This window comes from Actinomadura fulvescens (assembly GCF_039533225.1).
GTDB lineage: Bacteria > Actinomycetota > Actinomycetes > Streptosporangiales > Streptosporangiaceae > Spirillospora > Spirillospora fulvescens.
Window position 1 is genome coordinate 1,002,331 of the sequence record NZ_BAAATD010000001.1, and the last position, 13,168, is coordinate 1,015,498.

The following is a 13,168-nucleotide window of genomic DNA, read 5'->3' on the forward strand; positions in this document are numbered from 1 at the left end:
AAGCCAAGGCCCGGAAAGAATAAATTGAGCTGACGGGGTTGCTCGGGGAGCGGGGGACCTCAACCCCGTCAGCGTTGGAACACTAGTCCCGGTGGCACGGCGCGGGCCGCGCATCCGCAAATCACCCCGGTATGTCGTAAACCAAGGGCGCGGAGCGTACCGTCCGCCTTGCCCCGCACGCGAGCGCGCTACCTGAGCGGGGAGCGAGCCGCAGGCGAGTTCCCCGCGAAGATCGCGAAGCGATGTCGCGCTCGCCCTTTCTCGGTTCGGGATCCGAGCCGTTAGGCGAGGATCCGAGGCCGGGAAAGCAATTACTCAGCGTTTCCGCCGAGGGATGTCGGGAGGTAGTTCTCGACGGCGGCGGGGCGGAAGCCTTGTGCCTTGATCCAGCCGAGGATCATCTTGAACTGCTCCGCGAGGCCCTTGCGGTAGTGCATGAGGATGATGTCGCCGGGTTTGAAGCCCGTGCCGCCGTCGCCGCGCTGGAATTCGTTGTGCTTGCCGTTCGGGCTCGTGGTGCCGTTGTAGAACTCGGCGGACCAGAGCATGATCGACTTGATGCCGCACTGCTTGGCGGCCTGGACGGTGGACTGGTTGAAGCTGCCGAACGGCGGGCGGAAGATCTGCGGACGGCGGCCGTACTGCCGGGTGATGGTGTCGGAGGCGTCGCAGATCTCTTTCTTCTGCCCGTCCGGGGAGAGCGTCGCCATGTTGCGGTGGGAGACCGTGTGGTTTTCCATCTGGGAGCCGGCGTTGCGCAGGGCCCAGAAGTACTGGGCGTGCCCCTTGACGTAGGTGGAGGTCAGGAAGGTGAGGATGGGCACCTTCTCCTTGCGGACGAGGTTCACGAACTCGGCGTCGTACTCGTAGCCGTCGTCGATCGTGAGGAAGACGACCTTCTCCTGGGTCTCGATCTTGCGGAGCACCGGCGGGAGGCCGTCCGCGGCGGCCTTCGGCACCGTCCACGAACCCGGTTTGGGCGTGTCCCACCGCTGGTCTGCGAGCACGGCCGCCAGCTGCGACTTCATCGACGGGCCGGTGGTGCCCGCCTCGGAAGCGCGTACCGCCGGCCAGGCTCCGGCGGCCATGCCGAGTCCCCCCGCCACCAGCGTGGCGATCACGGGCATCTTTCCCAACATCAGCCGCTCTTCTCCTGTTCGTGACCGGCACTCCGCGGAACGCACCCATCATTGACGCCCGAACGCGCGCCGCGGTTCGCGCGACCTATCAGATCATGTCCGGTCTGGACGGGTCGTAACTGACCAACCCCGGGCGTGTACTCGGCACAAGTTGCCCTTCGCCGGAGTGGGCCGTTTTCGTAGGGTCGGCACATGAAGGTCACCGGCAGTGCCACCGTCGCCGCTCCGCTCCCGCGCGTCTGGGACGCGCTGCAGGACCCGTCCGTGCTGGCCCTGACGATCCCGGGCTGCGAGTCGCTGGAGGCGCTCGGCGACGACCGCTACCGGATGACCGTCCAGGCGGGGGTGGCGTCCATCAAGGGCACCTACACCGGCGAGGTGGCGCTGACCGACCCCGATCCGCCGCGTTCGTTCGTGCTGCGCGCCAAGGGGCAGGGCGCGCCCGGCACGGTCGACGCCACCGTGCGGGTACGGCTCGGCGCGGACGCGGGCGGCGTCTCGACGCTGATCGAGTACGACGCGGACGCCGTGGTCGGCGGGATGGTCGGCGGGGTCGGCCAGCGGATGCTGGCGGGTGTGGCCAGGAGGACGGCGGGGGAGTTCTTCGCGGCCGTCGAGAAGACGCTGAACGCTCCGGTCGCGGCGGCCCCCGGCGGTGCGGCGCCGGAGCTCAAGGCCCGGCCGGGCGAGCTTTATCCGGGTGCGGCGTTCTTCGAGGGGGAACGTTCGGTGGCGCCCATCGTCATCGCGTTCGGGGTGGGCGGTGCCGTGGCGCTGGCGGGTGTGGCGCTCGGGCATGCGCTGGCGCGCCGTTCCCGCCGCTGAGGCTCAGGCGTCGCGCTTCTGGAAGAGGAGGAACGCGGCGGCCAGCACGATCGCCGTGTAGAGCACGAACACCCCGAAGCCCGTCCAGGGCGACAGCACGTCGTCGGCGGGCCTGGCCGACATGACGGCTCCGCCGGCGCTGGACGGCAGGAACTTCGCCACCGTCCGGCCCCAGTCGCCCGGCAGGAACTGGCCGATGATCGGGAGGACGAAGAGCACGCCCAGGATCGTGGTGACCGAGCCCGCGGTGTGCCGGAGGAGCGCGCCGATCCCGAGCGCCATGAGCGCGATGACGGCGAGGTAGAGCCCGCCGCCCACCACCGCGCGGAGCATGCCCGCGTCGCCGAGCGAGGCGTTGATGTTCTCCGACTTGAAGATCAGCTGGCTGAGCAGGAACGAGGCGAACGACACGAGCTGGCCCACGACCAGCGTGAGCACGCCCAGCACCAGCGCCTTGGCGGCCAGGAACTCCACGCGCCGCGGCATCGCGGTCAGCGACGTGCGGATCATTCCCGTGGCGTACTCGCCGGTGACCACCAGCACGCCGAGCACGCCGAACGCGACCATGCCGAAGTTGATCCCGGCCAGGCCGAAGGCCGCCGGGTCGAACTGCGCCTTGTCGGCCGCGCTCATCTGCCCGTACGCGGAGGTGAACGCCCAGGCCAGCAGGGCGCTCAGCCCGATCGTCACGATGATCGCGGCCAGCAGCGTCCAGAACGTCGACCGGACCGTGAGGATCTTGGTCCACTCGGCGGCGACGACGTTGCCGAACGTCGCGCGCCGGGGGCCGGCCGATGCCGGGGCGGTGGCGCTCGCGCCGGTCATGACGGCTCTCCATGCCGTTCGTCCCGTACCTCGGGGGGCGGCGGGGCCGGCGGCGGTGATGGCGGTGCGCCCGGCGGTGCGCCCGGCGGTGCGCCCGGCGGCGCGCCGGGCGGGGTGACGGCCCACGAGCCGTCCGAGGTGGCGACGGGCACGGCGGCAGTGGCGGCGGGTACCCCGGTGCCCGGCATGCCCGCGTGGTACTCGACGGTGTCGCCGGTCAGCCGCATGAACGCCTCCTCAAGGGACGGCTGGACCGCGGTCAGTTCGTGCAGCCGCAGTCCGGCGTCGGCCGCGGCGTCCCCGACCTCGGCCGTGCGCACCCCGTACACGCGCAGCGACTGGTCGCCGTCCATCTCCACCCGCCAGCCCCGCCGGGACATCACCGCGCCGAGGTCGCCCAGCTGGGGCGACCGGACCTTGACGTGGCTGGAGGCGTTGGTGTCGATGAACTCCCGCATGCTCGTCTCGGCGAGGATCCGGCCGCGGCCGATCACCACCAGATGGTCGGCGGTCAGCGCCATCTCCGACATCAGGTGGCTGGAGACGAAGACCGTGCGGCCCTCGGCGGCCAGCCGCCTCATCAGCGTGCGGATCCACAGGATGCCCTCGGGGTCGAGGCCGTTGACCGGCTCGTCGAACATGAGGACGCCCGGGTCGCCGAGCAGCGCCCCGGCGATGCCGAGCCGCTGGCCCATGCCGAGCGAGAAGCCCCGGAACGGTTTGCGCGCCACGTTCTCCAGGCCGACCAGGCCGAGGACCTCGTCCACGCGGCGGCGGGGGATGCCGTTGCTCTTGGCCAGGCAGAGCAGGTGGTTGTAGGCGCTCCGGCCGCCGTGAACGGCCTTCGCGTCCAGCAGCGCGCCGACCTCGCACAGCGGAGCGCCAAGCTCGCGGTAGCGCCGGCCGTTGACGGTGACGTCGCCGTCGGTGGGCCGGTCGAGGTCGAGGATCATGCGCATGGTGGTCGACTTGCCGGCGCCGTTGGGCCCGAGGAAGCCGGTCACCCGGCCCGGCCGCACGGTGAAGTCGGCGTGGTCGACCGCCACCTTCTGCCCGTACCTCTTCGTCAGCCCCCGCGCCTGGATCATGATCGGCTGATACCGACGGCGTTCGGCCCGGAAACGGCGGCGACGGGCAAGCTGAGGAGAATTTCACCCTCCGCTTGCCCGTCGTTGGAACGTGCTAGTTCACGCCGACCAGGTCGACCACGAAGATCAGCGTCTCGCCCGGCTTGATGCGCGGGCTCGGGCTGCGGTCGCCGTAGGCCAGGTGCGGCGGGATGACCAGCTTGCGCCGCCCGCCGACCTTCATGCCCTTGACCCCCATGTCCCAGCCCTTGATCACGCGGCCGCCGCCGAGCGGGAACTCGAAGGTGCTGCCGCGGTTCCAGGAGGCGTCGAACTCCTCGCCCGTCGAGAACGAGACCCCGACGTAGTGCACGGACACGGTCGAGCCGGTGGTCGCCTCCGCGCCGTCGCCGACGGTGAGGTCGGTGATGTCGAGGTAGTCGGGCGGGGTGCCCTCGGGGAAGTCGATCTCGGGCCGTTCAAGCGCCATTGCCAGGCTCCATCATGGGTCGGCGGGTCTTTTCGGATGCCGTTCAGCGTAGCCGCAGCCCGAGTCGCCAAAGAACCGCCGTCCCGTTGGGCAGGAAGCGACGGTGTCGCGGGCGGTGCCGCCCCGGTAGACCGGAGACCATGACGCGGCGGGCGGGGATCGGCGGCAGGCGGCTCAGGATCGGCATCGACACGGGCGGGACGTTCACCGACGTCGTGGCGCTCGACGAGGACACCGGTGAGATCGTCACCACCAAGACCCGCTCCACCCCCGCCGACCCGGCGGAGGGCTTCGAGGCGGGCGTCCGCAAGGCGCTGGAGCTGCTCGGCGCGTCCCGTACGGACGTCACGGCACTGGCGCACGGCACCACGGTCGCCACCAACCAGCTCCTCGAAGACCGCCTGGAGGACCTGGGCTTCGTCACCACCGAGGGCTTCGAGTTCGTCCTGGAGATCGCCCGGCAGAGCGTCCCCGACGGTTACGGCAACAGCTACTTCTGGGTGAAGCCGCCGCGCATCGTGCCCGTCCACCGGGTGCGGACGGTGGGCGGCCGGATGGACCACACCGGGACCGAGATCCGCCCGTTCGACGAGGCGTCGGCGGTCGCCGCGGCCCGGTGGTTCCGCGAGCACGGCATCCGGGCGATCGGCGTGTGCTTCCTGCACTCGTACGCCGACCCGGCGCACGAGCTGCGCATGCGCGAGGTGCTGCTGCGCGAACACCCGGAGGCGGTCGTGTCGTTGTCGTGCGAGGTGCTGCGCGAATACCGCGAGTACGAACGGTCGGTGACGACGCTCGTGGACGCCGCCGTGAAACCCACCATGGCGCGCTACCTGCGGCGGATCGCGGGCGGGCGGCTGCGGGTGATGAAGAGCAACGGCGGCGTGCTGTCGGCGGAGGAGGTGGTCCGCCAGCCCATCACGACCGTGTTGTCGGGCCCGGCCGCCGGTGCGCTGGGCGCCGCGTTCGTCACCCGCGCGGCCGGGCGCGGCTCGGTGATCACGCTGGACGGCGGCGGCACCTCCACCGACGTCGCGGTGGTCCTGGACTGCGAGCCCACGCTGACCACGGAGGGCACGATCGGCCGCCACCCCGTCAAGATCCCGATGATCGACATCGTGACGGTCGGCGCGGGCGGCGGCTCGGTCGCCTGGCTCTCGCCCGAGGGCACCATGAAGGTCGGGCCGCGCAGCGCGGGCGCCGACCCCGGGCCCCGCTGCTACGGCCAGGGCGGCACCGAGGTCACGGTGACCGACGCCCATGCCGTCCTCGGCCGCATCCCGCCCCACCTGCTCGGCGGTGAGATCCCGCTCGACGTGGACGCCGCCCGCGACGGGGTGGAGGCCCTCGCCGCCAAGCTGGGCATGACCGCCGAACGCGCCGCCACCGGCATCCTGGAGATCTCCGCCTGGAACCAGGCCAACGCCATCCGGCAGATCACCGTCAAGCGCGGCCTGGACGTGCGCGACTACCCGCTCGTGGCGTTCGGCGGGTCGGGACCCCTGCTGGCCTGCCGGCTGCTCGACCTCCTCGGCCTGCCCGCCGCCGTCATCCCGGTGAACCCCGGCAACCTGTCGGCGTTCGGGCTGCTCACGGTGGACGTCAAGAACGACTACGTCCGGACGCGCGTGGAACGGGACGCCGAACTCGACCTGGACGCCCTCGGTGCCGTCTGGTCCGAGCTCCAACGCGAGGCCGCGGTGGCTCTGGAACGTGAGGGCTTCCCGCCTTCGGACCATCGTTTCGCGCGTTCGGCCGACCTGCGTTACCACGGGCAGGCGTTCGAAGTGCGTGTCCCGGCGCCGGACGGGCCGTGCGACGACGCGTTCCGGGCCGAGGTCGTGCGGCGCTTCCATGACGCGCACGAGAACCTCTATGGCTACTGCTACCGCGACGACCCCGGACGACATCCCGTCGAGTGGGTCAACCTGCGGGTCTCCGGGATCGGCCCGATCACGCGTCCCGTCCTGCGCGAACGCCCGCCCGGAGGGGACAGCGAACCGGCGGGCGTGCGGCGGGTCTTCTACGACGAGTGGACGGAGGCGCCCATCTACCAGCGCGAACGGCTCGCACCCGGAACGGTCGTCGCGGGGCCGGCCGTCATCGAGGAGTTCGGCTCGACACTGCCGCTGCACCCGGGCTTCCAGGCCCGCGTGGACGGCCACGGAAATCTGGTGGTGACGCGATGAGCGACGTCGACCCGATCCTGCTGGAGATCGTCGAGGGCACGCTCGCCTCCGTGGAACGCGAGGTCGAGACCGCGATCGCCCGGACGGCCCGTTCACCCATGATCCGCGACGCGCACGACTTCCGCGCGGGCATCCACGACCGCCGCCTGCGCAAGCTGACGGGCCGCTCGTACTCGGCCCTCGTGCAGCCGGTCGCGCGCGACTTCCCGCTCGCCACGATGCGGCCGGGCGACGTCTACTTCCACAACGACGTCTACCTCTCCGAGGGCGGCATCGGCCACCTGCCCGACCTCTGCGTGACGGTGCCGGTCTTCCACGGCGGCGAGGTGGTGGCGTTCGTCCAGGCGTTCGGCCACCACGACGACATCGGCGGCGCGGTGCCGGGGTCGATGCCCAGCCACGCGACGAGCGCCTTCGAGGAGGGCCTGATGGTCCCCCCGATCAAGCTCTGGGACCAGGGCGTCCCCAACGAGGCGGCCCTGCGCATCATGACCCGCAACTCCCGCATGCCCGACTCGCTCGCCGGGGACCTGGACGCCGAGTGCTCGGCCTGCCTGATGGGCGCCCGCCGCCTCGGCGAGCTCTTCGACCGCTACGGCCGTGCCGCCGTCGAGGCGTGCTTCGACGCCCTCATCGACAAGACCACCGAGACGTTCCGCCGGGAGCTGCTCGCCAAGATCCCCGACGGCACGTACGTCTGGGAGGACTACGCCGAGCACGACGGCGTCGACCCGCCCCGCCTGCACGCCCAGCGCATCACGCTGACCGTCGACAACTCCGCCCGCGTGCCGCTGGTCATCGACTTCTCCGGAACGTCACCGCAGGCCAAGGGGCCGATCAACCACGCCGGCGACTACGCCGACGGCGTCTTCCTCAAGAAATGGCTCGCGCCGATCCTGCGCAACCTGGCCGACACCCCCGAACGCGCCGCCGAGCTGGACGTCAACGAGGGCGTCGTCCCCCTCATCGAGATGCGGTTCCCCGAGAAGGGCACCCTGCTCACGCCGGTGTTCCCGGCTCCGACCAACGCCCGGACGTTCGTCATCCTGCGCCTCCTCGGCGTGCTGTCCGGCGTCCTGGCGAAGGCCACGGGCGGCCGCATGCCCGCCGACCAGGAGACGATCCGCTACACCGGCGTCTACGGCGACGACGACCGCGGCCCGTACCTCATGCGCGAGGTCCTCGGCGGCGGCTCAGGCGGCCGCTACCACGCCGACGGGGAGGACACCATCCACGTCGTGCCCGACTCCCGCAACATCCCGGCCGAGTTCGCCGAGGCGCGCTGGCCGTTCCTGGTCGAACGCCTCGGCTTGGCCGCCGACTCCGGCGGGCCCGGCCTCCACCGCGGCGGGCTCGGCTATGACAAGCACATCCGCATGCTCCGCGACGCGCACTACATGTCGATCGCGGACCGTTCGATCCTGTCGTGCTGGGGTGTCAACGGAGGCCGCGCCGGCAGCCCGTTCCGCGTGGACATCGACGGCGCCGCGATGGAGGGCCTCGTCGACGGCCATCCGGTCCGCGCGGGCCAGGTCATCCGCATCCGCACGACCGGAGGCGGCGGCTGGGGTGACCCGTTCGACCGCGACCCGGCCGCCGTCGCCGCCGACGTCCGCGACGGCAAGGTCACGCTCGCCGGGGCGCGCGACGACTACGGCGTCGTCCTCACCGGTGTCGAGGTCGACGACGCCGCCACCGCCGAGGTCGACGACGCCGCCACCGCCGAGGTCGACGCCGCCGCCACCTCCGAGCTCAGGGACCGCCTGCGCGCCGCCAGGGGACCGGCCCCCTTCTTCGACCGGGGGCCCGGTTACCCCCGCCTCTCCGGCGGAAGCTCCCACGCCGACGTCGACTGAGTCCCGTTGAGCCGTCAGGAGTGAACGGCAAAGCGGGGACGAGCGCGGCTGAGGATCGCCGTCCCGGGTGAGACGTGCCAGTGCTCGGCGAGTCCGGCGGCCACCGCTTCGACGAGCCGGGGGACGTCCGTCGCGGCGGTGTCGTGCAGCGCCTCGGCGACGATCAGCACGTCGGTCGTGGACCCGCGCACGGCTGACAGGCCGCTCTGGCGGTTGGTCCAGCGGCGGGCATGGGCACGGCCCGCCTCGTCCGCGAAGACCACCTCATCCGGCGCCGGGTGCTCGACGTCGCCCCCGAACGTCACGTACTCCTCGTCGCCCGTGGCATGGCGCACCTCCAGATCACCTGTGATCTTGGACAGGTCGAGCACGGCGACCGGGACCGCCAACGCCAGTGAGATCGCGTTGCAGAGGTCGACCAGCGGGTGGAGCCGGGGGAGCGCGCCCTCCTTCCGGAAGCGGCGCAGCAGGGCCTCCGAGGCGCAGCGGTACTGCGTCGGCTTGAGGCCCATCGAGGCGAACGTGCGGCGCCAGGCCTGGATCTCGGGAAACTCGCTCTCGGGAGAGGAGCCGAGCCGGTCCTTCGCCCTGGCGAGATGGGACGAGAGGTCGGGAGAGGGAGAGGCGTCGATGCCCGTGGCGGACAGGACGCCCGCGACGAGCCCCGGGTGCTCCGACCAGAGGCGCGGTGAATGCTGGAAGTACATGGATTCCTTAGCGGGCGGCGAAGGCGAGCTTGGCGCCGAGGGAGACGAACGAACCGGCGAAGATCCGGCGCAGCCAGGTCATGACGCGCGGCCTGGAGGTCACGTGCGACCGCACCGAGGCGGCCAGGATGCCGTACGCGGCGAACACGACGAACGTGAGCAGCATGAAGACGGCGCTCAGCTCCAGCATCGAGGTGAGGGAGTCCGGCTCGTCGAAGCTCACGAACTGCGGCAGGAACGCGAAGAAGAACATGGTCAGCTTCGGGTTCAGAATGTTGATCAGTACCCCGGAGAGGATCGTCCGGACGGCCGGCCGCGGCTCCCGCTCGCCCTCGACGACGAGCGCGTCCTTGTCGCGGAGCGTCGCCCAGGCCATATAGAGCAGGTAGGCCACGCCCAGGTACTTCAGGGTCTGGAACGCGACGGCGCTCGTGTGCAGGACGGCGGCGACACCGGTGATCGTCGCCAGCATGTGCGGGACGATGCCGAGCGTGCAGCCGAACGCCGCCACGACGCTGGCCCGGCGGCCGTGGGACAGGCCCGCCGCGAGGGTGTAGATGACGCCGGTACCCGGCGTGGCGACCACGATGAGCGTGGTCAGCAGGAACGCGATGCTCACCCGTGCCAGCCTGGTGGCACTATGGCTCTGTGAACAGGTCCAATGGCGATGCTTCCGACCGGTCCATAGGCTCGGACTTCCTGCAGCTGAACGTGGCGGACGCCCCGGCGGGCGGGCTGTCGGACTGGCTGGCCGCGCAGCTCCGGGCCGCGATCGCCGACGGGCGGCTGCCGGTCGGCGCCCGCTTGCCCTCGACCCGCGTCCTGGCGGCGGAACTGAGGGTGTCGCGCGGCGTCGTCACCGAGGCCTACCAGCGCCTGGCCGAGGTCGGTCAGGTCGTCGGACGCGGCCGGGCGGGCACGATCGTCGTCGCGGCCCCCGTGACACCCGCGCCACCGCCCGGCGGCACGCCGCGCCCGAGCGTCTTCAGCGGCAAGCCGGGCGCGGACGTGTTCGACGCGTTGCGTGCCGCGCCGGCGCGGATCGATCTGTCGCCCGGCGTGCCCGATCTGGCCGCGTTCCCCCGTGCCGCCTGGCTGCGCGCCGAACGTTCGGCGCTCGCCGGGCTCGCCGCCGCCGACCTCGGTTACGGGGACCCGCGCGGGGCGCCCGCGTTGCGGCGGGCCGTCGCGAACTGGCTGGCGCGCAACCGCGGGATACGGGCGGAGGCCGGTGAGGTCGTCGTCGTCGCCGGGACCGCCCAGGCCCTCGGCCTGCTGGCCGGTGTGCTGCGCGACGACGGCATCGGCGCCGTGGCGGTGGAGGAACCGGGCTCGCTCGGTGTACGGCAGCACCTGCGGGACTCCGGCATGCGGACGCCGCCGGCGGCGGTCGACTCCCACGGCGTGCGGGTCGACGCGCTGCGGGCGACGGGGGCTCCCGCCGCGCTGCTGACACCGGCGCACCAGTTCCCGACCGGCGTGGTCCTCAGCGGCGGACGCCGCCGTGAGCTGATGCGCTGGGGCGGTCTGATCATCGAGGACGACTACGACGCGGAGCACAGGTACGACCGGACGCCCGTGCCCGCGCTGAAGTCGATGCTCCCCGAGGACGTCTGTTACGCGGGCAGCGTGTCCAAGCTCCTGGCCCCGGCGTTGCGGATCGGGTGGGTGCTCGTGCCGCGCCGATACCTGGACGCGCTCGTGGCGGCCAAGCGGTATGCCGACCTCGGCAACGCCGTGCTGCCGCAGCTGGTGCTGGCGCGGCTGATGGAGTCGGGGGAGCTGGAACGCCATCTGCGTTCGCTCCGCCGCCGCCACCGGCTCCGCCGCGACACGATGATCGAGGCCATCCGGACGCGGCTGCCGCACACGACGGTGCACGGCGCCGCCGCGGGCCTGCACCTGATGGTCACGTTCGACGGTGCCGTGCCGGAGCTGGACCTCGCCGCCGCCGCGCTCGACCACGGCGTCAAGGTCCAGCCCCTCTCGTGGCACACCCAGCGGCCGGGCCGCCGGGGTCTCGTCCTCGGGTACGCCGCCGCCAGCCCCGCGGACATCAGGGATGGCGTGGCCGTCCTGGGCAGGCTGCTCGCCTGAGCCTCAGTTGACCGGAGGGCGTTCCGGCTCGCTCGGCAGTTCCTCGCCGAGGAGTTCGGCGGCCACGTGGATGGTGCGGCGGCGGCTGTTGCGGGCGCGGTTGCGGAGCTGGTCGAACGCCTCGGCGGAGTCGAGCCCGCGGTCGGCCATCAGGAAGCCGATCGCGCGTTCGATCATCACGCGGTTGCGCAGCGCGTACTCCAGCTGCCGCGCCAGCGTGCTGGTGTGCTCGGCGGCGAGGGCGGCCGAGATCGTCTCCTCGATCAGGTCGGCGTACGCGGGCAGGCCGTGCAGGTCGGCCTCGTCCCAGTCCCGGGGCCGGTGCGAATGCAGGTTCAGGCAGCCGACCGGGGTGCCGGTGAGCCGCACGGGCGCGCCCGCCACGCCGCGCACCCCCTCGGGCTCACGGGCGAGCGTGGCGGCCAGGGCGGGCCAGCGCTGGTCGCTGAGCAGATCCGAGCAGGCGGTCACCCGGCCGTGCACGTAGGCGTCCACGCAGGGTCCCTCGCCGAGCTCGGCCTGGACGACCTCCAGCCGCCGGCCGGTCTCGTCGGTGGCCGTCACGTAGCGCAGCGCCCCGTTCCCATCGGTGAACATGAGTCCGGCCCCGTCGCAGTCGAACAACCGGTGGACCGCCGTGACTACCTTGGCCAGCGCACGTTGCAGATCCGCCTCTCGCGGCGGGTGGGACAACATGCGGAGGCTGGCATCCAGGGCCTCCGGATCGAGATGCATTGTGGCCTTCCTCCTACCTGACATTCATGGATCATTGGGGTACCCCTGAGCGGGCACTCGACACCGACCGGCCCCTCGGGCCGGCGGCGAGCAGGTAGAGAATCGCCGCCATGACCTGCGCGAGTTCGCGGCCGGCGATGATTTGACGGGAGGGCCAGGCGTGCGCCTGCCGGTCGTACAGATCCAGCGCCCCGGTGACGACCCTGCCGACCCGTATCGGCACGGAGAGGACTGCGCGGACCGGCCCCGTGTACGGGGCGAGCTCGGGATGTCCGAGGGGATAGTCGGCGAGCAGATCGCGGATGGCCACCGGGCGGCCGGTCACCATGCACCGGAAGGCCGGGCCGGAGCCGATGTCGACCTGGGCGTGTGCCAGCGACCGGCACGCGGCGTCGCTGCCCCCGATCGCGCGCGGCTTGCCGTCGCTGACCAGGATGAGCCCGGACCCGCCGACGCGCGCGGCGGCGGCAGTGGTCGTCAGCGTGGCCGCGAGGACATCGGTGGTCAACGCCCTGCGGCACTCCGTGCTGTTGCGCGGCACCTAGGTGTCCTCCGCCGCCTGGCGATCCGCAAGGGGCAGGGCGGATGCGTGAATGGACTCACCGTAGCCTGTTCGATCGAGGTACGGAGGGTGTTCCAACATTGCGAAACCGGGAGGTCGGCCCGATAGCGGTCAGGGATCGCCGCCGGTGCCGTCGACCGTCAGGTCGGCCCGTCGGCGTGTCAGGTCATCGGCGAAGTGCCGTTCCTCACGCGCGGTCCAGCCGTCCCACGCCGCGGCCCACTCCGCGCCGTCGCGGGCCAGGGCGCGTGCCCGCCGTACGTCCCTGGGCGCGTCGATCCAGATGCGGAACGCGGCAGGACACTCCCGCCACGCCGCTCCCACTCCCTCCACGATGAGCACGGGCGGCGGCGGGATCTCCTCCTCGGCGCCGTACGCGTCGTGCCGCCAGTCGTACCGCCGCAGCCGTGCCGGACGTCCCGCGCACAAGGGGTCGAGCACCGTGGCGCGCAGCGGATCCCACCAGGTCAGCGGGTCGGCGTCCCACGGCACGCGGAAGTCGTCGGACCGCACCACCGGGGCGCCGCCGAGCGCCTCGCAAAGCCGGTCCGACAGCGTCGACTTGCCAGCCCCGCTCGGTCCGTCGACGGCCACCACCCGCACCGGCCCGCACGACGGCGGCAGCATGAGGAGCCGCGCGGCCAGCCCCCGATAGTCGACCACGGCACGGAATACT

At 71.9% G+C, this 13,168-nt stretch carries 13 protein-coding genes; 4 read left to right on the forward strand and 9 right to left on the reverse strand.

What is annotated here, in order from left to right; genetic code table 11:
- Nucleotides 1-311 precede the first annotated feature (311 nt).
- Nucleotides 312-1,127: a polysaccharide deacetylase family protein gene (locus ABD333_RS04735; protein WP_344537981.1), complete on the reverse strand. Its 816-nt coding sequence runs from the start codon at nt 1,125-1,127 to the stop codon at nt 312-314.
- Nucleotides 1,128-1,331: 204 nt separating this feature from the next.
- On the opposite strand from ABD333_RS04735, the gene ABD333_RS04740 reads away from it, so the two are divergent.
- Nucleotides 1,332-1,964, forward strand: coding sequence for an SRPBCC family protein (locus ABD333_RS04740; protein WP_344537983.1), 633 nt, complete (start codon nt 1,332-1,334; stop codon nt 1,962-1,964).
- A gap of 3 nt (nt 1,965-1,967) precedes the next feature.
- Here the strand turns inward: ABD333_RS04740 and ABD333_RS04745 are convergent, their stop codons facing one another.
- The 3 genes from ABD333_RS04745 to ABD333_RS04755 all read right to left on the reverse strand — a co-directional run bounded on the left by ABD333_RS04745 (nt 1,968) and on the right by ABD333_RS04755 (nt 4,346).
- Nucleotides 1,968-2,789: an ABC transporter permease gene (locus ABD333_RS04745; protein WP_344537985.1), complete on the reverse strand. Its 822-nt coding sequence runs from the start codon at nt 2,787-2,789 to the stop codon at nt 1,968-1,970.
- Nucleotides 2,786-3,877, reverse strand: a complete 1,092-nt coding sequence (locus ABD333_RS04750) for an ATP-binding cassette domain-containing protein (RefSeq protein ID WP_344537987.1) — start codon at nt 3,875-3,877, stop codon at nt 2,786-2,788. The genes ABD333_RS04745 and ABD333_RS04750 overlap by 4 nt, the downstream gene beginning before the upstream one ends.
- A 94-nt stretch (nt 3,878-3,971) precedes the next feature.
- Nucleotides 3,972-4,346, reverse strand: a complete 375-nt coding sequence (locus ABD333_RS04755) for an FKBP-type peptidyl-prolyl cis-trans isomerase (RefSeq protein ID WP_344537989.1) — start codon at nt 4,344-4,346, stop codon at nt 3,972-3,974.
- A 140-nt stretch (nt 4,347-4,486) separates the two neighbouring features.
- Between ABD333_RS04755 and ABD333_RS04760 the strand changes: the two genes are divergently transcribed.
- Complete coding sequence (locus ABD333_RS04760) at nt 4,487-6,535, forward strand: hydantoinase/oxoprolinase family protein (protein ID WP_344537991.1); 2,049 nt, start codon at nt 4,487-4,489, stop codon at nt 6,533-6,535.
- Complete coding sequence (locus tag ABD333_RS04765; protein ID WP_344537993.1) at nt 6,532-8,391, forward strand: hydantoinase B/oxoprolinase family protein; 1,860 nt, start codon at nt 6,532-6,534, stop codon at nt 8,389-8,391. Before ABD333_RS04760 ends, ABD333_RS04765 begins: the two co-directional genes overlap by 4 nt.
- A gap of 14 nt (nt 8,392-8,405) precedes the next feature.
- Here ABD333_RS04765 and ABD333_RS04770 read toward each other — a convergent pair whose 3' ends face one another.
- Together ABD333_RS04770 and ABD333_RS04775 are read right to left on the reverse strand one after the other, a co-directional pair.
- A complete protein-coding gene (locus ABD333_RS04770; protein ID WP_344537995.1) occupies nt 8,406-9,098 on the reverse strand; it encodes a B3/B4 domain-containing protein in 693 nt (230 codons plus the stop codon).
- 7 nt (nt 9,099-9,105) lie between these two features.
- Nucleotides 9,106-9,717 carry a LysE family translocator gene (locus ABD333_RS04775; RefSeq protein WP_344537997.1) on the reverse strand — a complete coding sequence of 204 codons (612 nt, stop codon included), beginning with the start codon at nt 9,715-9,717 and terminating at the stop codon, nt 9,106-9,108.
- Nucleotides 9,718-9,746: 29 nt separating this feature from the next.
- Here ABD333_RS04775 and pdxR point away from each other — a divergent pair, with 29 nt between their 5' ends.
- Nucleotides 9,747-11,195 carry a MocR-like pyridoxine biosynthesis transcription factor PdxR gene (gene pdxR / locus ABD333_RS04780; protein ID WP_344537999.1) on the forward strand — a complete coding sequence of 483 codons (1,449 nt, stop codon included), beginning with the start codon at nt 9,747-9,749 and terminating at the stop codon, nt 11,193-11,195.
- A gap of 3 nt (nt 11,196-11,198) precedes the next feature.
- Here pdxR and ABD333_RS04785 read toward each other — a convergent pair whose 3' ends face one another.
- The 3 genes from ABD333_RS04785 to ABD333_RS04795 all read right to left on the reverse strand — a co-directional run bounded on the left by ABD333_RS04785 (nt 11,199) and on the right by ABD333_RS04795 (nt 13,155).
- Entirely contained in the window at nt 11,199-11,930 is a 732-nt protein-coding gene (locus ABD333_RS04785; RefSeq protein ID WP_344538001.1) for a GAF and ANTAR domain-containing protein, read from the reverse strand.
- Nucleotides 11,931-11,961: 31 nt separating this feature from the next.
- A complete protein-coding gene (locus tag ABD333_RS04790; protein WP_344538003.1) occupies nt 11,962-12,438 on the reverse strand; it encodes a GAF domain-containing protein in 477 nt (158 codons plus the stop codon).
- Nucleotides 12,439-12,603: 165 nt separating this feature from the next.
- Nucleotides 12,604-13,155: a uridine kinase family protein gene (locus ABD333_RS04795; protein WP_344538004.1), complete on the reverse strand. Its 552-nt coding sequence runs from the start codon at nt 13,153-13,155 to the stop codon at nt 12,604-12,606.
- Nucleotides 13,156-13,168: the final 13 nt, after the last annotated feature.